General features: G+C 53.8%; 23 protein-coding genes. 10 read left to right on the top strand and 13 right to left on the bottom strand.

The annotated features are described in order from the left end of the window. Positions 1-11 precede the first annotated feature (11 nt). The 3 genes from VXK30_RS04080 to VXK30_RS04070 all read right to left on the bottom strand — a co-directional run bounded on the left by VXK30_RS04080 (position 12) and on the right by VXK30_RS04070 (position 3,760). Positions 12-1,217: an FprA family A-type flavoprotein gene (locus VXK30_RS04080; RefSeq protein WP_275713151.1), complete on the bottom strand. Its 1,206-nt coding sequence runs from the start codon at positions 1,215-1,217 to the stop codon at positions 12-14. A 51-nt stretch (positions 1,218-1,268) separates the two neighbouring features. Further along, complete coding sequence (locus tag VXK30_RS04075) at positions 1,269-3,173, bottom strand: acyl-CoA dehydrogenase family protein (protein WP_275713153.1); 1,905 nt, start codon at positions 3,171-3,173, stop codon at positions 1,269-1,271. A gap of 182 nt (positions 3,174-3,355) precedes the next feature. Further along, positions 3,356-3,760, bottom strand: coding sequence for an RrF2 family transcriptional regulator (locus tag VXK30_RS04070; RefSeq protein ID WP_329494542.1), 405 nt, complete (start codon positions 3,758-3,760; stop codon positions 3,356-3,358). 269 nt (positions 3,761-4,029) lie between these two features. Between VXK30_RS04070 and VXK30_RS04065 the strand changes: the two genes are divergently transcribed. Beyond that, the gene (locus VXK30_RS04065; RefSeq protein ID WP_275713155.1) at positions 4,030-4,476 is read left to right on the top strand and encodes a flavodoxin family protein; all 447 of its coding nucleotides are present in this window, start codon (positions 4,030-4,032) and stop codon (positions 4,474-4,476) included. A 90-nt stretch (positions 4,477-4,566) separates the two neighbouring features. Here VXK30_RS04065 and cysK read toward each other — a convergent pair whose 3' ends face one another. Beyond that, a complete protein-coding gene (gene cysK / locus VXK30_RS04060) occupies positions 4,567-5,499 on the bottom strand; it encodes a cysteine synthase A (RefSeq protein ID WP_275713156.1) in 933 nt (310 codons plus the stop codon). A 500-nt stretch (positions 5,500-5,999) separates the two neighbouring features. On the opposite strand from cysK, the gene VXK30_RS04055 reads away from it, so the two are divergent. Together VXK30_RS04055 and VXK30_RS04050 are read left to right on the top strand one after the other, a co-directional pair. After that, complete coding sequence (locus VXK30_RS04055) at positions 6,000-7,133, top strand: trans-sulfuration enzyme family protein (protein WP_275713158.1); 1,134 nt, start codon at positions 6,000-6,002, stop codon at positions 7,131-7,133. A 94-nt stretch (positions 7,134-7,227) separates the two neighbouring features. Continuing rightward, positions 7,228-7,674 (top strand): RrF2 family transcriptional regulator, encoded by a 447-nt coding sequence (locus tag VXK30_RS04050; RefSeq protein ID WP_275713160.1) that lies wholly within the window; start codon positions 7,228-7,230, stop codon positions 7,672-7,674. 503 nt (positions 7,675-8,177) lie between these two features. Here the strand turns inward: VXK30_RS04050 and pta are convergent. Then, positions 8,178-9,167: a phosphate acetyltransferase gene (gene pta / locus VXK30_RS04045; protein WP_275713161.1), complete on the bottom strand. Its 990-nt coding sequence runs from the start codon at positions 9,165-9,167 to the stop codon at positions 8,178-8,180. A 176-nt stretch (positions 9,168-9,343) separates the two neighbouring features. Between pta and VXK30_RS04040 the strand changes: the two genes are divergently transcribed. Beyond that, the gene (locus VXK30_RS04040; protein WP_275713163.1) at positions 9,344-9,685 is read left to right on the top strand and encodes a rhodanese-like domain-containing protein; all 342 of its coding nucleotides are present in this window, start codon (positions 9,344-9,346) and stop codon (positions 9,683-9,685) included. A gap of 34 nt (positions 9,686-9,719) precedes the next feature. Here VXK30_RS04040 and VXK30_RS04035 read toward each other — a convergent pair whose 3' ends face one another. The 7 genes from VXK30_RS04035 to VXK30_RS04005 all read right to left on the bottom strand — a co-directional run bounded on the left by VXK30_RS04035 (position 9,720) and on the right by VXK30_RS04005 (position 16,037). Continuing rightward, the gene (locus tag VXK30_RS04035) at positions 9,720-11,069 is read right to left on the bottom strand and encodes a sensor histidine kinase (protein WP_329494160.1); all 1,350 of its coding nucleotides are present in this window, start codon (positions 11,067-11,069) and stop codon (positions 9,720-9,722) included. Positions 11,070-11,115: 46 nt separating this feature from the next. Continuing rightward, entirely contained in the window at positions 11,116-11,808 is a 693-nt protein-coding gene (locus VXK30_RS04030) for a response regulator transcription factor (protein WP_275713165.1), read from the bottom strand. A 98-nt stretch (positions 11,809-11,906) separates the two neighbouring features. Then, positions 11,907-12,050, bottom strand: a complete 144-nt coding sequence (locus VXK30_RS04025; protein ID WP_275713167.1) for an LDCC motif putative metal-binding protein — start codon at positions 12,048-12,050, stop codon at positions 11,907-11,909. 22 nt (positions 12,051-12,072) lie between these two features. Next, positions 12,073-13,944 (bottom strand): urease accessory protein UreH domain-containing protein, encoded by a 1,872-nt coding sequence (locus tag VXK30_RS04020; RefSeq protein ID WP_275713169.1) that lies wholly within the window; start codon positions 13,942-13,944, stop codon positions 12,073-12,075. Positions 13,945-14,076: 132 nt separating this feature from the next. After that, positions 14,077-14,628, bottom strand: coding sequence for a DUF2318 domain-containing protein (locus tag VXK30_RS04015; protein ID WP_275713172.1), 552 nt, complete (start codon positions 14,626-14,628; stop codon positions 14,077-14,079). An 87-nt stretch (positions 14,629-14,715) separates the two neighbouring features. Beyond that, entirely contained in the window at positions 14,716-15,255 is a 540-nt protein-coding gene (gene coaBC / locus VXK30_RS04010; RefSeq protein ID WP_275713174.1) for a bifunctional phosphopantothenoylcysteine decarboxylase/phosphopantothenate--cysteine ligase CoaBC, read from the bottom strand. Further along, the gene (locus tag VXK30_RS04005; protein ID WP_275713176.1) at positions 15,252-16,037 is read right to left on the bottom strand and encodes a phosphopantothenoylcysteine decarboxylase domain-containing protein; all 786 of its coding nucleotides are present in this window, start codon (positions 16,035-16,037) and stop codon (positions 15,252-15,254) included. The genes coaBC and VXK30_RS04005 overlap by 4 nt, the downstream gene beginning before the upstream one ends. Before the next feature lie 229 nt (positions 16,038-16,266). On the opposite strand from VXK30_RS04005, the gene VXK30_RS04000 reads away from it, so the two are divergent. From VXK30_RS04000 to VXK30_RS03990, 3 genes are all read left to right on the top strand, one after another. Beyond that, on the top strand, positions 16,267-17,268 hold the full coding sequence (locus VXK30_RS04000) for a hypothetical protein (RefSeq protein WP_275713178.1): 1,002 nt from the start codon (positions 16,267-16,269) through the stop codon (positions 17,266-17,268). Next, complete coding sequence (locus VXK30_RS03995; RefSeq protein ID WP_275713180.1) at positions 17,265-18,026, top strand: protein-glutamine gamma-glutamyltransferase; 762 nt, start codon at positions 17,265-17,267, stop codon at positions 18,024-18,026. Before VXK30_RS04000 ends, VXK30_RS03995 begins: the two co-directional genes overlap by 4 nt. Positions 18,027-18,156: 130 nt before the next feature. Next, a complete protein-coding gene (locus tag VXK30_RS03990; protein ID WP_442867948.1) occupies positions 18,157-18,990 on the top strand; it encodes an undecaprenyl-diphosphate phosphatase in 834 nt (277 codons plus the stop codon). 72 nt (positions 18,991-19,062) lie between these two features. On the opposite strand, the gene VXK30_RS03985 is transcribed toward VXK30_RS03990, so the two are convergent. Next, entirely contained in the window at positions 19,063-19,689 is a 627-nt protein-coding gene (locus tag VXK30_RS03985; protein ID WP_275713182.1) for a flavodoxin family protein, read from the bottom strand. A 443-nt stretch (positions 19,690-20,132) separates the two neighbouring features. On the opposite strand from VXK30_RS03985, the gene cbiM reads away from it, so the two are divergent. Genes cbiM through VXK30_RS03970 form a run of 3 tightly spaced genes read left to right on the top strand, consistent with a single transcriptional unit; the run spans position 20,133 to position 22,736 of the window. After that, complete coding sequence (cbiM, locus tag VXK30_RS03980; protein WP_275713184.1) at positions 20,133-21,131, top strand: cobalt transporter CbiM; 999 nt, start codon at positions 20,133-20,135, stop codon at positions 21,129-21,131. A 22-nt stretch (positions 21,132-21,153) separates the two neighbouring features. Beyond that, positions 21,154-21,942: an energy-coupling factor transporter transmembrane component T gene (locus VXK30_RS03975; RefSeq protein WP_275713186.1), complete on the top strand. Its 789-nt coding sequence runs from the start codon at positions 21,154-21,156 to the stop codon at positions 21,940-21,942. An 8-nt stretch (positions 21,943-21,950) separates the two neighbouring features. Further along, positions 21,951-22,736, top strand: coding sequence for an energy-coupling factor ABC transporter ATP-binding protein (locus tag VXK30_RS03970; protein ID WP_275713187.1), 786 nt, complete (start codon positions 21,951-21,953; stop codon positions 22,734-22,736). Positions 22,737-22,788: the final 52 nt, after the last annotated feature.

Below are 22,788 nucleotides of genomic sequence, written 5' to 3'. Positions count from 1 at the left end.
TTCTGTTTGGGTTATCGCTTCATAGACGCGATCAGGCTGTCGGCAAGGGCGTCCATTTCCGGCAGGTTATCCTCGTTCATGGCGGAATTCAGCGTCAGCTTCTCATCCAGCACGTTGATATCCTTCATCTCATTTTCGAGGAATTCACGCATCAGGGTCCCGGACTTGCACGCCCAGGAGCCGTTTTCCACAATCGCGACGGTGCGTTTCTGAAGATTGAGCGCCTTCATATCCATCAGAAAATTGTGCATCGGCGGGTAAATCCCCAGATTATAGGTAACGGAGGCCAGCACAATATGACTGAGGCGGAAGGCTTCCGAAATCAGGTAGGACACATGGGTTTTGGACACGTCGTACATCACGACATTGGTCATCCCTTTTTCCGCCAGCCTGGTCGCGAGTGCGCCCGCGGCGCTTTCGGTATTTCCGTACATGGTGGCGTAAACAATCATGATGCCCTGCTCTTCCGGCTCGTAGCTGCTCCAGTGAGCGTATTTATCGAGAAAATATCCCAGATCGGTGCGCCAGACCGGCCCGTGCAGCGGACAGATGATCTTGATGTCGATCCCGCCCGCCTTTTTCAGAAGCGCCTGCACATGCGGCCCGTACTTTCCGACAATGTTGGTGTAGTATCTGCGGGCGTCGTCGATCCAGTCGCGGTCGAAATTCACCTCGTCGTTAAAGAGCTTTCCGTCCAGAGCGCCGAAGGAACCAAAGGCGTCCGCGGAGAAAAGCACTCCGTTGGTCGTGTCGAAGGTCACCATCGCCTCCGGCCAGTGCACCATCGGCGCGGACACGAAGGTCACCACATGTTTCCCGAAGGATCTTGTGTCGCCCTCCTTCACTTCCTCCATGCGGCCGTCGATATGGAAACCGAACTGACGCATAAGCATGAAAGCTTTTTCCGTGCTGATAATTTTTGCCTTGGGGTAGCGCAGCAGGATTTCCTCTATGGACGCACCGTGGTCGGGCTCCATGTGGTTGATCACCAGATAATCGAGCGGCCTTCCGTCCAGAAGATACTCCACATTCTCCAAAAACTGGCGGCAGGCCGACCAGTCCACCGTATCGAACAGAACCGCCTGCTTATCCAGAAGCAGATACGAGTTGTAGGAAACGCCGCGCGGAATCGGATGAATATTCTCAAAAAGGGCAAGCCGGCGGTCGTTGCCTCCGACCCAATAAAGATTTTCCGTTACTTTTCTGACACAATGCATGATTCAATCCTCCTTGATACGAAATCATTGTTTTCCGGCTTCCATACCGGGTCAGACCTCAATAAACTGGTCTTTTTCCTCACCGCACTCCGGGCAGATCCATTCTTCCGGGAGCGCGTCGAACAGGGTGCCGGGACGGATATCGTTTTCCGGGTCGCCCACCGCGGGGTCATATTCGTAACCGCAGCCGTTGCAGACATAGGTGTGCCAGGAGGGCTTTACTTTCTTCACAACGGCCCGTTTCATTTTCTTCATGGGAGGCGCGGGCTTTTTGGCCTCCCCGTTGTCCAGCGCGGCGGTGAGCAGCGGGAGGATTTCCAGCACGTCGCCCACAATGCCGTAGTCGCAGTTTTTGAAAATTGGCGCGTTGGGGTTGTTGTTGATGGCAACAATGGTGGTGGCGTCCTTGATGCCTTTCAGATGCTGGCCCGCTCCGGAAATACCGCAGGCTATGTACAAATTGCCGTTGAATTTCTGGCCCGACATTCCCACATAGCGGTTCAGCGGCACATATTTCAGCGTTTCCGCCACCGGACGGGAGGAACCGAGCGCCGCGCCGGCCTGAACGGCAAGGGCCCTGACCAATGCCATATTTTCCTTTTCCCCGATGCCCTTTCCGGCGCTGACCACCCGCTCCGCCTGGGTGATGGGAGTGTCGATGTCGATGCCGACGGTAAAGTCGTAGCCGTCCGCTTTCAGAGCCTCCACCAGTGCGTTCACCCGCTCTCCGGCGGCGCCCTCCTTGAGGATCATCTTCTTGCGCACGCCGGTAACGGGTCCATGCTGGGCACCGGACGGAACCGCGTCCTTTGGCATTTTTCCGATAATGTGGGAAGCGATGACCACCCTCTGAATCTCGTTGGTGCCTTCATAAATGGTGCAGATTTTGGCGTCGCGGTAGGCGCGCTCCACTTCCATGCCCTTGAGGTATCCGTTGCCGCCGAAAATCTGAAGGGCGTCGTTGACGATTTCCAGACAGACATCGGAAGCGTACTGTTTTGCCATGGCGGACTCCATGCCGTAGGGCTCGTGATTTTCTTTCAGCTCGGCGGCACTGTAGACCAGAAAACGGGCCGCGCGAAGCTTGGTCGCCATATCCGCCAGCTTAAAGGAGATGATCTGCTGCTGACAGATGGGCCTGCCGAACTGGACACGCTCCTTGGAATACTCCAGCGCGCTTTCGTAGGCGCCCTGCGCAATGCCCAGCGCCTGCGCGGCGATCCCGATTCGGCCGCCGTCCAGCGTGGACATGGCGATTTTGAAGCCTTCGCCCTCTTTTCCGAGAAGATTTTCACAGGGGACCTTCACGTCGTTGAAAATCAGCTCCGCGGTGGAGGAGGAACGGATGCCCATTTTGTCGTAGTGGTCGCCGAAGGTAAAGCCTTCCCAGCCCTTTTCCACAATGAACGCGCTGATTCCGTGCGTGCCGATGTCCGGAGTGGTGACGGCAAACACCACATAGGTATCCGCCTTGTCGGCGTTGGTGATAAAAATCTTGCCGCCGTTCAAAACGTAATGGTCGCCGTCCAGCACGGCGGTGGTTTCCGTTCCGCTCGCGTCGCTGCCCGCGTTCTGCTCGGTCAGGCCGAAAGCACCCAGCTTTTCGCCTTTGGCCAGCGGAATCAGGTATTTCTGTTTCTGTTCTTCCGTGCCGTAGGCAAAGATCGGCCAGGACCCGAGCGAGGTGTGCGCGGAGAGGATGACGCCGGTTCCGCCGTCCACCCGGGCCAGCTCCTCCACGGCAACGGCATAGCTGACCATGTCCAGCCCCGCGCCGCCGTACTCCTTCGGGTAGGGGATTCCCATCAGCCCCATTTGCCCCATTTTTGTCACAATGTCCGCGGGAAATTCATTCTCCTTGTCCAGCAGGAACGCCAGCGGCTTCACCTCCGCCTCGGCAAACTCCCGGACCTTCGCACGGAGAGCCTCGTGGTCTTCCGTTGTTTTAAAAGACATATTGATTCCTCCCTTTAATAACCAGTTATATTTCATTTTATGAATTCCATAAGAAATTTATAAAACAGAATCGTAAGGAAACGCGGCAGACCGGGAAAACCGGCCTCCGCTCAGGCAGCAATATACTTGATAAATCTTATCCAGTTTGGCCGCAAAAAAACACCGGCTATGCCGAAGTATTTTCAATCCGCCTGAAACAGCATCTGGTGAAGACTGACCGCACGCAGCTCCGCGTCCAGAATGCCCTGAATCCGGGAAAGCTGCCGATGAACCGTACAAGGAGCGCTGCATTTCTGCTGCCACGCGCACTGAAACCCGGGCTGCATACAAGCGCTGATGAGCTTTTCCGCATCCATCACTTCCGTCAGGTCGTAGAGGCTCACCTTTTTCAGATCCGCCGCCAGCCGGCAGCCGCCGCCCGCACCGCGGGTGATTTGAACCAAGCCGGCCCGTTCCAGCTTTTTGAGAATTTTATATACAAACTGCTGCGGCAGCAGTTCCCGCCGGCAGATATCCCCGGCCGTAAGCTGTTCCCCGTGGGACACCGCGCGCAGAATGCGCAGCGCATAATCCGTTTCCCTTGTAATCAGCAGATAAAACCCCTCCGCTCCATAAAATGGAAGTTTTTATTTATTAAAACCAGTGTATCATTCTGGATAAAGCTTGTCAAGTTTATAACCAATATTTTCTGCAATTCTCCAATAAAATTGTGCCTTCCTTCCAAAAGCCGTCCGTATCGGTTTTGTACCGCCCGAAAATAAAATATCGATTTTCATCGTCGGAATATTGCATCTCTCCCTTCATCATACTATCATAGAGACAGCACAGTCCGATTTTATTTTAGGAGGAATCTTTTTTGAAAAAATGCCTGATTGTTTACGACTCCTACCATCACGGCAACACGGCAAAGATCGCCTCCGCTATGGCGGAGACTGCCGGTGCAGAACTCTGCAAAGCGGACGGAATCAAAAATAAAAGTCTTTCGGATTATGACATGATCGGATTCGGCGCGGGTATCGCCTACGGAAAACATTACAGCGGGCTGATGGAGGCCGTGGAGGAGCTCAGCCTGAACGGCAAACCGGTCTTCGTGTTTTCTACGAGCGGAATGGGAAATACCGCAAGCCACAGCGCTCTGAGTGATCTGCTGAAAAAGAAGGGCGCTGTCATCGCCGGGGACTTTGCCTGCAAGGGATTTGACACCTACGGGCCGTTCAAGCTCGTCGGGGGCATTTCCAAAGGGCATCCCAACGACGCCGACCTGGAGGCCGCCAATCAATTTATCCTGGAAATGGTAAAATAAAACCGCCTGCCGCTTCGGATTGCCGAAGAACGGCAAACGGGCCGGGGCAATCTTACCGATTGCCCCGGCCCGCTGTTTTGTGTGGGGATATTATTCAGAAAAAAGCGGGGTGGATAAATACCTTTCCCCGGTATCCGGCAAAAGCGCCACGATCGTTTTTCCGGCGTTCTCCGGCCGCTTTGCCAGCTCGGCGGCCGCCCACAGCGCCGCCCCGGAAGAGATACCCGCGAGCAGGCCCTCCGTTTTGGAAAGCTCCCTGCCGGTCCGGAAGGCATCTTCATTTTTCACCTTGATGATTTCGTCATACACCGCCGTATTGAGTACCTTCGGCACAAAGCCCGCGCCGATTCCCTGAATTTTATGCGGTCCGGCCTTGCCCTCGGAAAGGACCGGAGAATCGAACGGCTCCACCGCAATGACCTTGACGCCGGGATTTTGGGATTTCAGATATTCCCCGACGCCTGTGATCGTTCCGCCGGTGCCGATCCCCGCGACAAAGAAATCTACCTTGCCCTCGGTGTCCTCCCAGATTTCCGGACCGGTGGTCTCCCTGTGTATCTTCGGATTGGCGGGATTGACAAACTGGCCGGCAATAAAGGAGTTCGGAATCTCTTTGGTAAGCTCATCCGCTTTATCGATTGCTCCCCTCATGCCCTTGCTGCCATCCGTCAGCGCAAGCTCCGCCCCGTAAGCCTTTAAAAGGTTCCGGCGCTCCATGCTCATGGTTTCCGGCATGGTGAGAATCACCCGGTATCCCCTGGCGGCCGCGACGGAAGCAAGGCCAATACCGGTATTGCCGCTGGTCGGTTCAATAATAACGGAATCCGGCTTTAAAAGTCCCTTTTCCTCCGCGTCGTCGATCATGGCTTTGGCAATTCTGTCCTTTACGCTCCCCGCAGGATTGAAATACTCCAGCTTTGCAACAACCGCGGCTTTCAGGTCATGCTTCTTTTCAAAGTTCGACAGCTCCAGCAAAGGTGTTTTTCCGATCAAATCGGTCAGACTATGATAAATCTTCGACATTTACAGGAAACCTCCGTTCAAATTTAATGATTTACAGCATTTCCAGTTGATTCTGCAACAAAATTACGTTTTTCCCCCGCCTTCGGCGGGGGAAAAACGTGCTTTGTCTCTCAAACCGAAATGAAATTGCTGTAGATATGCAAATTTTCATATATGTTTAATATATAAAAATATTTTAACCTGAACAAATCCGCTTGTCAAGGCCGGCAGAGAGATTGCAAGTGGGATTTCCCGGCGCGGGCTATTGACACAACCCTTGTTTTCGATTATTATTTAATACATATAATATTACTATGATTTGGAGAATGTGATGAAAATTTTTACAAGGGCCTGTTCGCCCGTTCTCATCACCGGCCCCGGACAAAACGGGCGCTGCCGCCGGAACCTGAAATTTTTCATACACGGAGGGATTGCGCGAATGCGCGGGCAGATAGCCGCACCCGGTTATCTGCTTAGGATACGCATTTCTCTCTAATATGATTCAGACAGGAGACGGAAATATGGATTTTACCACACTTTGTATACACGGAAGCTCCGACCGGTACGACTATACCGGCGCCGTGAGCGTGCCTATTTTTCAGTCGGCCACCTTTGCGCACCCCATGGTCGGCCAAAGCACGGGCTACGACTACTCACGGCTGCAGAATCCCACAAGGGAGCATCTTGAAAAAACGGTAGCGGCGCTGGAAGGCGGCGCTGGCGCCAAGGCTTTTTCCAGCGGAATGGCCGCCATCGCGACCCTCATGGAGCTTTTTTCGCCCGGCGACCACATCATCGCGTCCGACGACCTCTACGGCGGCTCCCACCGCTACTTTCACAAAATATCCATCAAGAACGGCCTTACCTTCGACTTTGTGAACACCTCCGATCCCGCTTTGATCGAGTCCCGCATCAGGCCGGAAACCAAAGCCGTGTTTATCGAAACGCCCACCAATCCGATGATGCAGGTGACCGATATTGAAGCCGTTTCAAAAATCACCAAAGAGCGGAACCTGCTGCTCATTGTGGACAACACGTTTCTGACCCCGTATTTTCAGCAGCCGCTGAAGCTGGGGGCAGATATCGTCGTCCACAGCGGGACAAAATATCTTTGCGGGCACAACGACACCCTTGCCGGCTTTGTCATCACCGCCGATCAGCAGCTCTTTGACCGGCTGCAGGTTCTGAGCACGACCACCGGAGCGTGCCTTCCCCCGTTTGACAGCTGGCTTCTGATCCGCGGCATCAAGACGCTTGCCGTGCGCATGGAAAAGCAGCAGGAAAACGCGATGCGGCTCGCCGGGTGGCTGTGCGCACAGGAAAAAATCAAAGCGGTGCACTATGTCGGCCTGCCCGAAGACCCGGGGTATGCGATTTCAAAAAGGCAGTCCTCCGGATTCGGTGCAATGATCTCTTTTGAAGTGGACCGTGAGCAGACGGCAAAACAGCTTTTGGAGCGCGTCGGGCTGATCCAGTACGCGGAAAGCCTGGGCGGGGTGGAAACGCTGATTACCTATCCGATGCTGCAGACGCACGCCGACGTTCCCAAAGAAGAACGGGAAGCAAAGGGAATCAACGAGTGCCTGCTGCGTCTTTCCGTCGGGCTGGAAAGCGCGGAAGACCTGATCCGTGACCTGGAACAGGCATTGCGATAATCCGAAAAATCCGCGCCCCTCTTGACGAAATCCTTCTTTCAAGATATGATAAATAGGTATTATAAAAAATATGATCTTTATAAAGGAGAAACCCATGAGAATTTCTTCAAAAGGAAGGTACGGACTGGCCGCCATGATCACCATGGCGCAGAATTATACCACCAACGAATGTATTACGATTGTGAGCATATCGGAAAAGCTGGGAATTTCCAAAATTTATTTGGAGCAGGTGTTTTCCCTTTTAAAAAGGGCCGAGCTGGTGATAGCCGTCAAAGGAGCGCAGGGCGGGTACAAGCTTGCGATGCCTCCTCAGAAAATAAATGCATACGAAATCCTGCGGTCACTGGAGCAGTCCCTGTTCGAGAAAACGGAAGAGTCGGTGGAAAAGAAAGCCCCCGCAATGGAACAGGCCATGCAGCACTCCGTTTTTTCCGTCATCGACAACGCAATTGAAGCGGAGCTGAAAAGGATCTCCCTTTACGATATTGCGGATGACGTGGAAAAGAGGACGCAGGAAGGCGGATTCATGTTCTATATCTAAGGGGAGCCGGACCCGGAGGGATGTTTTTTGATACATCCCTCCGGGTTTTTTCTGATCTTGAGCCTCCAGCGGAACCTTTCCCGGCGGATTTTCTGAAACAGGGAGCCCCTCACCTTTGAAAGATTGAAAAGATTTCTCGAAATTTTCAAATCAACTTCACCATAAATACACATAATATGCCTATACTATAAACATCGCAAATACATTTGTATCCCCGGTCTTTGTTTGTGACGCGACGTCGGCGCAAGGGCCGGAAAATCAATTACAAGCCCCTCGGGTGAGGGTTTCAATATCTTTTTCATATTTCTCTTCTTTCTTAGAATACCGCCCGTAAAACGGCGGTATTTTTCTGTCTGCTTCCTATTGCCCTGTTCACATAGCCGGGGGTTCGTACAAAAAGGGACCGCCGCAAAACTTTCGTCTTGCAGCAGTCCCTTTTCCTTGGTCCTGCGGTCTGTAAGCCCGCTTCTAAAGAAGAAGGCTCCTTTTATGAAAAATACCGGTCAGGACTGTGCCTGTACCGCCGTCATGGCGACGACGCCGACAATATCCTGTGCCGAGCAGCCTCTGGACAGGTCGTTGACCGGCTTTGCGATTCCCTGCAGTACCGGGCCGAACGCTTTCGCCTTCCCCAGTCTCTGTACCAGCTTATACGCGATGTTGCCGCAGTTCAGGTCCGGGAAAACCAGAACGTTTGCCTGACCGGCTACGTTGCTTCCCTTCGCCTTGGACTGGCCGATGCTCGGCACCAGCGCCGCGTCCGCCTGCAGCTCCCCGTCGAGCGTAAGCTCCGGTGCTTTTTCCTTTGCCAGCTTCGTCGCTTCCGCCACTTTGTCTACCAGCTCGTCTTTGCCGCTTCCGTAAGAAGAGAAGGACAGCATGGCGACCTTGGGCTCCGCTCCGACCATATTTTTGAATGACTTTGCCGACGCGATCGCGATTTCGGAAAGCTCGTCCGCGTTGGGGTTAATATTCAGCGCGCAGTCCGCGAAAACAAAGTTTCCCTCGCAGCCGTATTCGCAGTCGGGAACGGAAAGAACGAAAAAGCTGGAAACGAGCTTTACGCCCGGAGCGGTCTTAATGATCTGCAGAGCCGGACGGATCGTATCCGCCGTGGAGTGCGCCGCGCCGGAAACCATTCCGTCCGCATCGCCTTTTTTCACCATCATCACGGCCCAGAAAACGTTGTCCGCCATAATTTTCTCCGCCTGCTCCGGAGTGATGCCCTTTGCTTTTCTCAGCTCATAAAATGTATGAATATAGTCCTCGCGGCTGGTGGAAGTCAGAGGATTTACAAACTTTGCTTTTGAAAGGTCCAGCCCGCCGGCCTGTTCTTTGATCTTCGCTTCGTCGCCCACAAGAATCAAATTGGCGATTCCCTTTTCCAAAACCTCCGCGGCGGCCTGCAGGGTTCTCATATCGTTGCTCTCCGGCAGGACAATGGTCTTTTTCGTCTGTTTCGCTCTCTCAATAATACTCTCAATAAATTCCATGCTTATCACCTTTCTGCTGTTTTAATGATATCGACATTTTCACTATAACACTCACGTTTCAAGATTACAATCCCTTAATCCGTTGTTTTCATAAAACGCGTCGGCATTCTGTTACCAAGTCACAGACAAAATAAAAGAATCCGGTTATATTAATAAAAAAGAAAGGTGATGAAAGAATGTTCAAGACATTACTCAGAACAAAAACATATGAGACCGTTTCCCCGAAAGAGGCTAAAAAAAGGCTGGAGGAAAATCCCGATCTTCTTCTGCTTGACGTCAGAACCCCCGAGGAATACAGGGAAATCCGTATTCCGGGAAGCAGGCTGATCCCTCTCAACGAGCTTGAGCAGGGAATCAAGAAGACTGTGCCGGATAAAAGCCGGGAGATTCTGGTTTACTGCCTGAGCGGCGCGCGGGCTGCGGCCGCCTGCAGGCGGCTGTCCGCAATGGGATATACCCGCGTCGGCAATATGGGAGGAATCCGTTCCTGGCCGTATCAGACGGTAAGCGGCCGGTAAAATTTACGAAGGATGTTTTTGCAGGATTTACTGATTATCCGGATTTCGGCAGGCTGACTGTAAAGGTAGTTCCCCTGTCAACCTCGCTCACGACCTCCACGGTTCCCCGGTGGGCTTCCACAATGGCCTTCGTGATCGTAAGTCCAAGGCCCAGGCCGCCGGTCAGCCTGTTGCGCGACCGGTCCGCCCTGTAAAACCGTTCGAAGATGTACGGCAGGTCCTCCGGCGGAATCCCCTTCCCGCTGTCGCTGACGATCAGTTCGGTACTGTGCTCCGCAGCCCGCACGCGCACCCGTACCTGTCCGCCCTCCGGGGTATATTTGAGCGCGTTGGAAACAAGATTGGTGACGACCTGGCTGATTTTATCCCGGTCGGCGCGGAGGATTTCCTCCTCCCCCTCGAAGGAAAGCGCGACGCCCTTTTTGCGGAACTCCGATTCAAAATTATGCAGAATGTGCCGGATCAGATCGGATACGTCAAATTCGGAAAGCGAAAGGGATGCGTTTTCCGCCTCATACCGTTCCAGCTTTTCCAGGTCGCCGACCAAGCGGTTCAGCCGGATGATTTCTTCATGGCAGCTTTCCAGCCGGGCCTCGTCCGGCTCCCAGATCCCGTCGAGCATTGCCTCCATGGAGCTTTGCAGGTTCGCCAAGGGCGTCCTCAGCTCATGCGCGACGTCGGCGGTCATCCGCTTCCTTAAATCCTGCTGCTTCTCCAGAGAGTCCGCCAGATAGTTGATGGTATCCGTCAGGCGCGCCATTTCCCTCGTTCCGGAGCTTTCCGTGATTCTCTGCCGAAAATTCCCCTTTGCGATCTGCCCCGCGGCACGGATGGACTTGGAGATCGGCCCGCTCACCCGCTTCGCCATAAAGGTCCCCAGAATCAGCGCCATTACAAGCGACAAAATGCCCACCGCAATCAGGATAGTGTTGACGCTGTTCAGGAAAGCGATGTCGTTATCCGTAAAATAATAAGGGCCGTAATACCCCAGCTCGACGTGCCCGACTTCCTTTGCGCCGGCCTTGACGGAATACGTCTTCTGCTCATACCCGCCCTTGAAGCCGGGATAGCGGCTGTTCATATTTTCGGACATATGGGTCAGCATCTGTACGCAGAGGCCGTTATTGTGGACCGTGGCGTCCCACACCGTTTTCCCTTCCGCGTTTTTCAGCCTGACAATGACTCCCTGTTCCAGGGCGTTCACGCCGATATTTTCAATGACGTTCGTATTCCAGCCGCCGTTCAGCCCGTTATACTGCTTTTCGATCATACTGACGATTTCGCTGTTCCTCTGCTCCCGCTGGTTGATGACATAGTCCTGAAAACGGTTCTGCAGCAGAACATTGATGCAGAAGCTGATAATCGCGACCATCAGAAGCGACATCACCGCATAGGAAAACGACAATTTTGATTTTAAACTGTATTTCAGCTCAATCGCCTCCGAACTTGTATCCGACTCCGTGAACCGTCAGGATGTACTCCGGATTTCTGGTGTCCGTTTCGATCTTCTGGCGGATATTTTTAATATGGGTATCGATGACCCTGTCAAATCCGTTAAAATCGTCTCCGCTGACAATGGCGATCAGTTCTTCGCGGGTAAACACCTTGTTCGGGTGCCTTGCCAGCGCGCCGACAATTCTGAATTCATTGGGGGTCAGACCGGCCGGACGGCCGCTCAGCATGACGTCGTAACCGTCCATATCCACGATCAGTTCTCCCCGGCGGAAAGAAAGGACCGGGGACGAATTGCCTTCCGTCCTGCGAAGAACCGCCTCCACCCGCGCCACAAGCTGACGGGGGCTGAACGGTTTGGTCACGTAATCGTCCGCGCCGATCTGCAGCCCGCGCAGGATGTCCTCTTCCTCCACCTTGGCGGTCAGCATGATGATGGGGACGTCGGACTTCTGCCGCAGCGTCCGGCAGATTTCCTCCCCCGTAGTGTCCGGGAGCATCCAGTCGAGGATCACAAGGGACGGCTTCTCCCTTTCAAAGCTTTCATAGGCTTCTTTTCCGCTGAAAACGCCGCGCACGGCGTATCCGCTTTTTTCAAGATAGGACGTCACGACCTCCACAATTTTCGGCTCGTCGTCCACAACCAAAATCCGCTTTCTGTTCCGGTTCAATCCGTTTCCGCCTCCAATGACAAAAGCCCCTTTTTCAAAAGGAGCCTGCCGTTTTGATTATTATACCATATTTTCCTGCCGATTCTGAAAGCGGCGTATTATTTTCTTGGCCGTCCGTTGGCCTGACGGTTCATTTTGCAGCAGTCGGGCACCCCGCCGCCGAACTGCTTCTCGTTTTCCTTTGCCATACGGTCCAACGAGCGTTTGACGGATGCTTTCATCCGTCTAAAAATTTTCAGCATTCAAGAATCCCTCTTTCATAATTTATCCGCAGCAGCCGGAGCCCCCGCCCGCGGGAACATAGTTCTGCACCTCGGCTTTGATCGCGTCCAGATCCGCTTTGCCGAGGTCGTCGACCACCTTTACATAGCCATGGAGCATTCCCATCCCGCACTGGAAAGTAAAATCCTGCTCGGGCGTAATCGGCGGCGTTTCCTTATCCGTGTCCAGATTCAGCTGACCGCCGTATTCCGGAAAAACCATGATGCTGTTACAGGAATTCAGGCTGCCGGTATCGAATTTGATCTTCGCCGGAATCCCCTTCTGAAGAACGACCACCGCGGGCGTGTAGCCCTGATCGTCCACCTTAACCGTTACTTCCTGCTCCTTGCCGCTGATTTTTGCAACGCCGATGCTGTCCGTGGGGACCCCACCGTCCGCGAATCTCGCCGGGGTGTTGCCGCAGCATCCGCCCGCCGCAAACGCACCGCCCGCGGAAAGGCCGGATTCCTGCGCGACCTCCTGCCCGGTGATATTGCCAAGATCGTCGACGACCGTAATATTGCTCCGGATCATTCCCATCCAGCAGGTATAGGTGATTTTCCCGGTCTCCTGCGGGGTGAAATCAATCTCGTTATCGCCCGGTTCCAGCGTCCTGGTAATGTTGTACTGCGGAATCGTGATGGTCCGGTTGCAGCCGTTCAGCGAGTCCGCGTCGGCCCTGATCGTCCATTTTACCGGGACGCCCTTCTGTACGACAAGCGGGCTGTAGCTGCCGGGCTGCAACGTTGTCGATACGGTCTGCACATTGTTTTCGATTCGGGCAATATTGCCGCCCCCGGCCGCCGCCGCGGAAACACCGGGGAAACCGATTCCCGAAAGGGCAAATCCCCGGTTGAGCATCACGACGCCCAGAAGCATCACCAGAACGGCGCTGGCCTTCATCATTTTATGGGTGAATTTACTGCTCAGGAAAGAGCTGAGCGCACCGAAGCTGAACATCAGCGGCACGGTGCCGAGGCTGAAAACGAACATGGAGGCCGCTCCGGCCAGAACGCTCCCCGTACCCAGCGCGTAAATCTGCATCGCCTGCAAAGGGCCGCAGGGCATCAGCCCGTTCAGAAGCCCCACATAGAACGGCCCGCGCTTCCCCTGATTGCGGTAAATTTTGCTGCCGAAAAATTTGGGCATCCGAGGGACAAATTTACGCAGCCACGGGAACAGGTCGAGCATATTCAGGCCCATCATCACCATAAATACGCCGGAAAGGATCGAGACGATCCCCTTTGCCGTCCCCGAAAAGCTGACGACGGAGCCCAGGCCGCCGACGATGCCGCCCACAGCCGTGTAGGAAAGCACCCTGCCCGCGTTGTACATCAGGCTTGGTTTCAGCTTTGCCCATTTGCCCGTATCGTTTTCCCCGTATCGGTAGGACACGCACTGCGAAAGATTGATTCCGCCGCACATCGCCACACAGTGCAGGGAGGTAATCAGGCCGACCACAAACAGAATTCCGTATCCCATATTCTGGGAGACCTCGGGAATAAAATTCAGGCCGACCGTATTTTGAACAATCAGATAGCCCGCGAAAAGAAGCAGGCCGACGCCGATGAGCTGACTGACGAATTTTTTGTCCGCCGTCCCGCCCGCCTTTTCCTTCGCGGCGCTTTCTTTTTCCGCGCTCCGGCGGCTTTTATCGTCTGTTACATGATAATCCAGCTCTTCAATTGCGGCAATGATTTTCTCAAGACGAATGATTTCCGGGTCGTAAACGACGGTCGCCGTCCCGCTGCCGTAGCTTGCGGAGACCTTCTCGACCCCGGAAAGCCCGCTGAGCGTGCTTTCAATTTTCAGGGCACAGTTCGCGCAGGTCATGCCCTCTATTTTCAGTGTTTTCTGCGCCAGCTTCCGTTCCATATCATTTCTCCCGTCCGAAGATGATTGTAGCTGCATCCTACCAGCCCGCTGTGAAGATTTTATGAAGATCGAAGAAGAAAATGAGGACCTGACCGAAAAAGCAGTACCGCCGGCCGGCGGTACTGCTTTTTATCATCTTTTCCAGTTTTCAAACAGGGTTTTGCTCTGCTGCAGGAAATCTTTTGAAATGGTGATCGTCGTTCCGTCGTCCGTTTTACTGTCCTCCAGAATCGGCACGGGGTTGCAGCCGTTTTTCTGCTTTTCCACCTGGCTGATCTGAAAACGGTTCCCGCAGTTCTGGCAGACCAGTTCGCCGCCCTCCTGCACATAGTACCCTCTGCCGGAGTCGTAGCAGACCTGACAGGTGTTCAGCGCCGTCCTGACGGTGCCGTCCGGCGCTTTTACGGCGATCAGTTCCATATTGGTACCCCCGGCGTTATAGGGAATAAACTTCGCCGTTTCGGTGATCTCGTTTTTGGCAATGGAAACGTCCGCGCCCGTCTCTGCAACGCTGGTCAGCGACGCGCCGGACGGAGCAGCCGTTTTGGGGACGGTCAGCCCTTTCACAAGAAAGAAAGCCGCGGCCAGAAGGACCAGAAAACCCGCGCTCAGATAAATCGTGCGATTGCTCTTTTTCTTCGCGTCCGCCTTTCGGCCGGAGTTTGGTTTTTGGGATTTTGCCATTTCATGCACTCCTCTGATCTGTTTTGGCATCATCTTATCAACAGATTGTGGAGAATTTATGAAGATGGAAGCGAACGCAGAAGCAAATTACCGCCCTACGGCGGCATTCACCGCACTGCAGATATCGTCCAGCTCGGCGAGCGCGCCTTTTCCTAAAGTTCCGCACGCGAGCAGGCTTTCCTTCGGTTCTATAAATTGGTAGCCGTATTTTTTCAATTTAGAAATATTCTCCTGTACAATCGGATTTTCCCACATATTCGTATTCATCGCCGGAGCGATCAGCACCGGTTTGTTCCTGACGGCCAGAATCGTGGTGGAAAGCATGTCGTCCCCGATGCCGAAGGCGATCTTTCCGATAATGTTGGCGGTGGCGGGAGCGATCAGCACGACGTCCGCTTTCGTGGCGAGGGAAATATGCTTGATTTCCTGCGGAAAATCGTCCTGAAACACATCCGTGTACACGCGGTTCTGCGTCAGGCTGCGGAACGTGAGCGGCGTTACAAATTTCGTGGCGCCGTTTGTCAGGATCACCTCTACCTGATAGCCCTGTTTATAAAAGCGGTGGGCCAGATCGGCGGCCTTATACGCCGCGATGCTTCCGGTCACTCCCAGTATCATATTTTTCATCCTTGAGCCTCCATTAATTTTCTCAGCACGCTGTCCGCGACGCCCTTCGCAATCTGTTCCTTCCCGGAAAACGCCGCATAGTTTCCGCTCTCGTCCACCAGGAATCCCTCGTGGTTTCCCCGTACGACGGAATCCATATCGTTGGCAAGGACGTAAGTACAGCGGTTCTTTTTCAGCTGACCGTACGCCGTATCGATCAGCACTTTCCGGCTGACCCCGCTGAGCAGCTTGAAACCGACCAGAAGGGTCTTCGGGCTGGCATCTTTGATCAGGCCGATAATCTTCGGCGTTTTTTCCAGCACCAGCACCGGATGCTCCAGATCGGAGCTGATCTTGTGCTCCGCGCTGAGCGGCCGGGCAAAAACCGCCTGTGAGACCGCCCGCTCCCACTCCGCTTCGGAAAGCGGAAGCGGCGCGCCGCGGAATTTTTCCGCCAGCGCCTGCGCAATGTGCTCCGGCGTCGTCACGCTGCTGACCTTATAATCGCTCACCGCCATGGAATGGATGACCGCGTCGATCTCCTGTTCTTTCAACAGGCCGATCAGCGTATCCTGCAGCTGGCCGGTCCCTTCGACATGCAGGACGCGTATATTCCCACTTCCTGTTTTTGGAAGGCACGAGCCCGTACCGCAGAGAAAATAGACGGTGTGTTCTTTTCCCGAAAGCCTTTCGGCCAGTTCTTCCGCAATCAGGCTGCCCAGCTTCCCGGTGGCCTCGTTCGCAATGGTCCGGACCGCGTCGATTCTTTCCCGTGTACCGCCCGCGGTAACAATGAAATTCAAGCGCTCACATCCTTGCTTATCCATATAAATTTACTATGGTTTTAATGTATATGATTTCGCGAAATTTGTCAACTCGCCGCGTTCCGGTTCAATCCATGTACCGTACTTAGAATTCTTCCTTTTTTCCCGTTTACTCCGTCGATTACAGAAACCAAAAACGCTCTTTCAAAATATTATGGAAGGAAGGCCCTTCTGGGACTATTTCATAATGGAAAGAAGCGCGATTAGGATGAATTCGGGCTACAACGGTCCCATCGGTTATCTGGACCGTATCAGACGCACGCGGGGAGCGAACTTCTGCAGAAACGCCTTCCTGAGAACGGAAAGGGGAAACAGGCAAAACGCCGTCAGGCTCATCAACGACGACAGGCTCCTCTTTGCCACCCTGTTTGTCCTGCAGCCGGAGATCCGGGAGCGGAACCTATATCAGGAGCTCAGTGAACGCAACCGCACTGCGCTGAACATATGTCAAAAAATCAGGAGTGCAAAAAATCCGCAGGACGGTACGGGCGGGGAAATTTCTTTAAAAAGCGAGGACGTCCACTCCGTAATGCTCTGGATGTTCAACACCGGCGCGGGCGAAGACGGGCTGAGCGCCGAATTCGACCAGATTCTGGATATCACCGCGTCCGTGCTGGTGAAAACGCACCATGAAAAAACGGTTCTGCCGGTCATTGCAGACCTGATTTTCCGGCGCAACCGCAGGGGCGTATACAACCACGACCTGATCTGGGCTTTCTTCCAGGCCCGCGACCCGCAGTCGCTCACGCACATTGCGGGGAAGCTGCGTTCTTCCTACAAAAAGGACGTCGAGCTGGCCTGTCAGCTTCTGCACATTCCGGAGGATACGCCGCTGAACACAGGCAGGGACAAACAGAAGCAGTACGACGCCTACCTGTCGTGGCTGAAGGAAAACAGCCCCTATGTCTATTTCACGGGGGAAAGCCTCCAGCTGACCAACGCCCCCTCCGTCTGCGGGGTCAATCTGGAAGCAAAGTACCTTTGCAAGGATGTTTCTCCGCGCAACAACAGGCCCCTCACCCCCCTGACCGACGAGGAAATCGCCAATCTGGAGCATTTCCACGAAGTGGAAGATGAAGAAAGGGCGGCCCTCGCGACATTTTCCCACAATCTTCATACCAAAAATGAGTCCTCGTGGAACGAATGGATGCAGTATCCTGTCAGCAAACAGGTCGACATTGCCAAATATGGCCGGAGGGAACTGGCATGATTGTGATAGCAGGAAATACGGTTCAGCCCGACAGCATAGGGGAATACGCCCCCGGCAGCATAGAGAGGACCATCCTCGACATGCTCGCTTCCAGCAGCGCGAAAAGCGCCTACGACTCCGTCGATCAGCTGAAATTTGAGCTGGCGCTGCGCAAAGAAATCATAGCAGCCTCCCTGCAGCTTTACCGGAGCGGGCTGGGGTTCGAAATTTTCCGTGAAACCCGGTGCAACCCGGATTACTGGAAAAGGACGCAGGAGGGGGGCTTCCTGCTGAAAGACGGCGTAAAGCCGTCCAAAGCGATCATGGATATCTACGAAAACGGCTCCAAATACGGCACGGAATGCGCCACCGCCATGATGATCGTCTATTATAAGGCGCTTCTGTCCGTCTACGGGGAAGCCCTGTTCGACAAGACCTTCCCGAAAATCGAACTGATGAACTGGCACCATATCGACCCGCTTCTCCGCGAAGTCGGCTATATCAGCAAAAGAGACGTCTACCTGCCGGGGGACCGGCGGTATTTCGCGAATCCCGACGTCGACCCGCTGGTCCCGCAGTGGCAGGGCGAAAATGTCATCGACCTGGGCGACGGCAAATATTACGGGCACGGCATCGGCATCCGCAACGCGGACCAGATCATCCGCGCGCTCAACCAGAACCGGAGCGAAGACGCGGACGAAGACGCCCATCTGCTCGATTCGGCCGGACGGCCGAACTTTAACCGGCTTTACGGTATCTCCCGCCGCAGCGCCGCCTGACGTGTCCTTTTCCTCCGCGCCGCCCCTGTAAAAGCAGGAGCGGCGCTTTATTTTGCTTGTATTTGACAGATAAGTATTTTATAATAGAAGGCAATCCGTAAGCACCGGATGAATAACGAAGATTTGAGTGATGACAGTGGTCTTAATCGATATCCTGAAAGCGCTTGTGCTGGGAATCATAGAAGGGCTGACCGAATGGCTGCCCATCAGCAGCACCGGACATATGATCCTTGCCGATGAATTTATCAGGCTGAACGTAAGCCCCGCGTTTAAGGAAATGTTTCTGGTGGTCATTCAGCTCGGCGCCATCATGGCGGTCGTCGTGCTGTATTTCCATAAGCTGAATCCCTTCTCTCCCAAAAAGACGGCCGGTCAGAAACGCGAAACCGTCAACCTCTGGCTGAAAGTTCTCGCCGCCTGCATTCCGGCGGGCATCATCGGAATCCTGTTCAACGACCAGATCGATAAAATCTTTTACAATTACCAGACTGTGGCGGTCACCCTGATTCTCTACGGCGTGCTGTTTATTGTGATTGAAAACCGCAACCGGAACAAGCGGCCCGCTGTTCGCAATTTTTCGCAGCTGACCTACAAAACAGCCCTTTTCATCGGCATTTTCCAGGTGCTGGCGCTGATTCCCGGGACCTCCCGTTCCGGGGCCACCATCGTCGGCGCCATGCTGATCGGGACCTCCAGAAGCATCGCGGCGGAATTTACCTTTTTCCTTGCGATCCCCGTGATGTTCGGCGCCAGCTTGATCAAGATGCTGAAATTCGGATTCGCCTTTACCCCCGCGGAAGGGATGATTTTAGCGACCGGAATGATCACGGCGTTCATCGTCTCGGTCTTTGCCATCAAGTTCCTGATGGGGTATATCAAAAAGCACGATTTCAAGGCGTTCGGTTATTATCGGATTGTCCTGGGAGTGGTGGTTGTCCTGTATTTCCTTCTGGCTGGAAAATAATCTTCATAAAAAACTGCCCGCTCCGAAAGGGAACGGACAGTTTTTTTCTGTCGGTTTTGCCCCGGCAGGCTTTTACCGGATAAAATTCGTGACCTGCGGCTCTTCCGCCTCCGGAATGGAAATGCCCGCCTGTTTTCCGGCCTCAATGGACTTTAAAAGCCAGGCCATGTTTCTGCCCAGAGTCCTCATGGTCTGCATCCCCTCCAGGTCCTGACGCACTTCCTCGGGCGTATTCCCGTGCACCATGTTCCAGTACTGAGAGGAAACAACCGGCATGCTCGAAATGGTAAAGTATTTGTTCAGCTGGTCAAACGCGGCGGCTGCCCCGCCGCGTCGGCAGCTTACAACGGACGCGCCCGGCTTGTACTTCAGGGCGGTTCCCGCATAGAAAAACCGATCCAGAAAAGACGTCAGCATTCCGGACGCCGCCGCGTAGTGGACGGGAGAGCCGAAAATAAAGCCGTCCGTTTCTTTGGCCTTTTCCAGCGCGTGGTTCACGGGGTCGTTGCCGAACACGCATTTGTTGCCCTTGTTCTTCTTGCAGAAGCCGCAGCCGATACAGCCGCGGATCGGCTGCTGGCCGACCTGAAAAATCTCGGTTTCCACTCCGGCTTTTTCAAGCTCTCCGGCAACCTCGCACAAGGCCGTATACGTGCAGCCTTTTTCATGAGGACTTCCGTTGATCAGCATGACTTTCATTTTGAACCCTCCATACTTTATCATATTTTCAACCTCTCCGCAGGCGGCGGAGAGGTTCTCTTCAAAATTTCCGGGAACAGCGATCCGGCCCGTAAGGTGATCAGACCGGGCCGGTTACAGCAACCGGCCCGGTCTGATCTGCACACAGGAATACAGACTGAATTTTCAAAACGCAATACGTCAACGATCTATTCCGATTAAATTATGACTCCTGATCGTCGTAATGTCAATAATAATATGAGGAATTTTGAAATATTTTCCATCCGTTTTCAGGAATACCGCGCCGTTCCTTAATTGACAAAAGTCCTGTGCTGTGGTAAAATGATGTCAATATAAGCCATGAAGGCCGCAATCAAACATTTCTTTTGAATTTGATGAACCCAAAAAGCAGCTACTGAAGTAGTTCTTTTTGGGTTATTTTTTGTGATTGGAGAGGTTGTAACATGCATATTCCCGACAATTATCTGAGCCCCGCCACCTGCGCCGCTTTGGGCGCGGCCGTCGTTCCGTTCTGGGCGGTTTCCGTAAAAAAGGTGAAAAAGGAAATCACCAGGGCCAAAATGCCCCTGCTGGGGATCGGCGCTTCCTTTTCCTTTTTAATGATGATGTTCAATGTTCCGCTTCCGGGCGGCACAACCGGCCACGCGGTGGGCGGGACCCTTCTGGCGATCCTTCTGGGGCCGTTTTCGGCCTGTATTTCCGTTTCGGTGGCGCTGCTGATACAGGCCCTGTTTTTCGGCGACGGCGGAATCCTTTCCTTCGGCGCAAACTGCTTCAACATGGCGTTCGTGTTACCGTTTGTAGGGTATTTCATTTATAAGTTCATCAGGGACAGGGTGCGTTCCGAAAAAGGCGAATATCTCGGAATTGTCATCGGTTCGTACATAGGCATCAACACCGCCGCGCTGTGCGCCGCGATTGAGTTCGGCATTCAGCCGCTTCTGTTCCGGGACGCCGCCGGTCAGGCGCTTTACAGCCCTTATCCCCTGTCCGTCGCCATCCCGGCCATGCTGATTCCCCACCTTCTGGTTGCCGGCGTTGTGGAAGCGGCCTTCACCGCCGCCATTTTCGCATTCATTAAAAAGGTTTCCCCGGGCACGATATACAAAGGGGCAAAAGAAAAAAGCAAAGCCGTATACGGGCTGCTTGCCGCTTTGATTCTGCTGACGCCGCTCGGCCTGCTCGCCACCGGAACCGCCTGGGGCGAATGGGGCGCCGACGAAATCGGGGAGGTCGTCTCCAACGGCAGGGCGCTCGGCTTTATCCCTCAGGGAATGCAAAACGGCTTCAGCTTTGAAGCGATGATGCCCGACTATTCGGTCGGCGGCATCCCCGAAGTCGCGGGATACATCCTTTCGGCAGTCGCCGGCGTCGCCGTTTTGCTGATCGTATTTAAAATCGTATCTTCCCTCAAAAAGAACAATCACGGCGTTCACGAATAAATTTGGAAGGAAACCGTAAGATATGCCCGAATGGCTGCTGAAGGATGAAAATTACCAACTGCTTCCCGACAGGGACACCTTTATCGATAAAAGTATTCTCTCCCTGCTGCGCATCCTGTCGCGCATCCGGGCGCAAAGCGGCTATGTCGGCGGAAAACACGGCGTACACGCGCTCTGGAAGGTTGCCGGTACGTTTCTGCTGATCGTGCTGCTTTCCCTTTCCAGAAATATCTGGTTTCTCGCCGCCGTCGGGGCGTATCTGCTGGCGGCTTTAAGCCTGATGCCCGCCGAAAGGATTCTCCGCATTTTAAAAACGGGACTGGTCATTTCCTTCTTTTCGTTTCTGATCCTCCTTCCGTCGTTTTTTATGGGGAACCGGTACAGCCTGGTGATGATCCCCCTGAAAACGCTCGCGACCGTCACGGCGGTCGGCATTCTTTCCCACACCACGGGCTGGCACTGTGTCACCGGCGCGCTGAAAAGCTTCTTTATTCCGGATATTTTCATTTTTGTTCTGGATATTACCATTAAGTACATCGTCCTGCTGGGCGAGTTGTCGCTGGACCTGTTTTATTCGCTGAAGCTGAGATCGGTGGGAAAAAACACGGGAAAATACTCCTCCCTTTCGGGGATCGCCGGGACCCTGTTCCTCCGCTCGAAGGAAATGGCGGAGGACATGTACTCCGCGATGGAATGCAGGGGCTTTACCGGCAGCTACCGCGTCCGGCGGCGTTTCCGTTTTACGGCGGCGGATTTTCTGTATGTCATGGTCCATGCCGCGTTCATCGCCATTTTTGTTTATTTAGGATGAAGAAATCAATGATTAAATTAAACGACGTATCGTATTCCTACGAGGGAATTCCCGCGCTGAAGCATATCGGCCTGCGTATCGAAAAAGGCGAGTCCGTCGTGCTGATGGGCGTGAACGGAAGCGGGAAATCCACCCTCTTAAAGCTTTTGAACGGCATTATCTTCCCCGACGGCGGAGAATACCGGTTCGCGGGGGAAAGCATTACACGGAAAAAAATGCAGGATCCCGTGTTTTCCAAGCGCTTTCATCAGCGGGTCGGCTTCGTGTTTCAGAATTCGGACACACAGCTGTTCTGTTCCGACGTGTATGACGAAATCGCCTTCGGTCCGCGTCAGATGGGCATGGACGAAAGCGAAGTCGAAAAAAGGGTGGACGATTGCCTCGCACTCCTGAACATCCGGGATTTCCGCCACCGCCAGCCGTATCATCTGAGCGGCGGCGAAAAGAAAAAAGTGGCCATTGCCTGTGTGCTGGCGCTGAACCCCGAGATCCTTGTTTTCGACGAGCCGCTGAACGGGCTTGACCCGCGGACACAGCGGTGGTTCGTGTCTTTCCTGATCCAGCTGCACGAGTCCGGAAAAACGCTGATCTCCTCCACGCATGACCTGGAGATGGTGCAGGAGATCGCGGGCAGAGCGGTCCTGTTTGACGAAAACCACACCATTGCCGCCGACAAGCCGGCTCAGGAACTGCTGGAGGACACAGAGCTTCTGAAAAAAGCAAATCTGATCGACGAATACTACCACAGGCACCCGGGAAGCGGTCATCAGCATTTCCATATTCATCCTTTTTAATTTTTTGTTTTGCAAGTTCAAACTCTTTCCAATGATATTTTGCATTTTCATG

The sequence above is a fragment of the Caproiciproducens sp. CPB-2 genome, from assembly GCF_036287215.1.
In the GTDB taxonomy this organism is placed as follows: domain Bacteria; phylum Bacillota; class Clostridia; order Oscillospirales; family Acutalibacteraceae; genus Caproiciproducens.
This window is presented reverse-complemented; position numbering and strand designations above follow the sequence as displayed.

Excerpts from the sequence above, each read along its gene's own strand:
- VXK30_RS03985 (WP_275713182.1), bottom strand. The coding sequence starts at position 19,689 with ATGAAAGTCATGCTGATCAACGGAAGTCCTCATGAAAAAGGCTGCACG.
- VXK30_RS04025 (WP_275713167.1), bottom strand. The coding sequence starts at position 12,050 with ATGCTGAAAATTTTTAGACGGATGAAAGCATCCGTCAAACGCTCGTTG.
- coaBC (WP_275713174.1), bottom strand. The coding sequence starts at position 15,255 with ATGAAAAATATGATACTGGGAGTGACCGGAAGCATCGCGGCGTATAAG.
- VXK30_RS04000 (WP_275713178.1), top strand. The coding sequence starts at position 16,267 with ATGAATTCGGGCTACAACGGTCCCATCGGTTATCTGGACCGTATCAGA.
- pta (WP_275713161.1), bottom strand. The coding sequence starts at position 9,167 with ATGGAATTTATTGAGAGTATTATTGAGAGAGCGAAACAGACGAAAAAG.
- VXK30_RS04020 (WP_275713169.1), bottom strand. The coding sequence starts at position 13,944 with ATGGAACGGAAGCTGGCGCAGAAAACACTGAAAATAGAGGGCATGACC.
- VXK30_RS04015 (WP_275713172.1), bottom strand. The coding sequence starts at position 14,628 with ATGGCAAAATCCCAAAAACCAAACTCCGGCCGAAAGGCGGACGCGAAG.
- cysK (WP_275713156.1), bottom strand. The coding sequence starts at position 5,499 with ATGTCGAAGATTTATCATAGTCTGACCGATTTGATCGGAAAAACACCT.
- VXK30_RS04075 (WP_275713153.1), bottom strand. The coding sequence starts at position 3,173 with ATGTCTTTTAAAACAACGGAAGACCACGAGGCTCTCCGTGCGAAGGTC.
- VXK30_RS03990 (WP_442867948.1), top strand. The coding sequence starts at position 18,157 with ATGACAGTGGTCTTAATCGATATCCTGAAAGCGCTTGTGCTGGGAATC.
- VXK30_RS03970 (WP_275713187.1), top strand. The coding sequence starts at position 21,951 with ATGATTAAATTAAACGACGTATCGTATTCCTACGAGGGAATTCCCGCG.
- VXK30_RS04035 (WP_329494160.1), bottom strand. The coding sequence starts at position 11,069 with ATGTCGCTTCTGATGGTCGCGATTATCAGCTTCTGCATCAATGTTCTG.
- VXK30_RS03975 (WP_275713186.1), top strand. The coding sequence starts at position 21,154 with ATGCCCGAATGGCTGCTGAAGGATGAAAATTACCAACTGCTTCCCGAC.
- VXK30_RS04050 (WP_275713160.1), top strand. The coding sequence starts at position 7,228 with ATGAGAATTTCTTCAAAAGGAAGGTACGGACTGGCCGCCATGATCACC.
- VXK30_RS04055 (WP_275713158.1), top strand. The coding sequence starts at position 6,000 with ATGGATTTTACCACACTTTGTATACACGGAAGCTCCGACCGGTACGAC.
- cbiM (WP_275713184.1), top strand. The coding sequence starts at position 20,133 with ATGCATATTCCCGACAATTATCTGAGCCCCGCCACCTGCGCCGCTTTG.
- VXK30_RS04040 (WP_275713163.1), top strand. The coding sequence starts at position 9,344 with ATGTTCAAGACATTACTCAGAACAAAAACATATGAGACCGTTTCCCCG.
- VXK30_RS04080 (WP_275713151.1), bottom strand. The coding sequence starts at position 1,217 with ATGCATTGTGTCAGAAAAGTAACGGAAAATCTTTATTGGGTCGGAGGC.
- VXK30_RS03995 (WP_275713180.1), top strand. The coding sequence starts at position 17,265 with ATGATTGTGATAGCAGGAAATACGGTTCAGCCCGACAGCATAGGGGAA.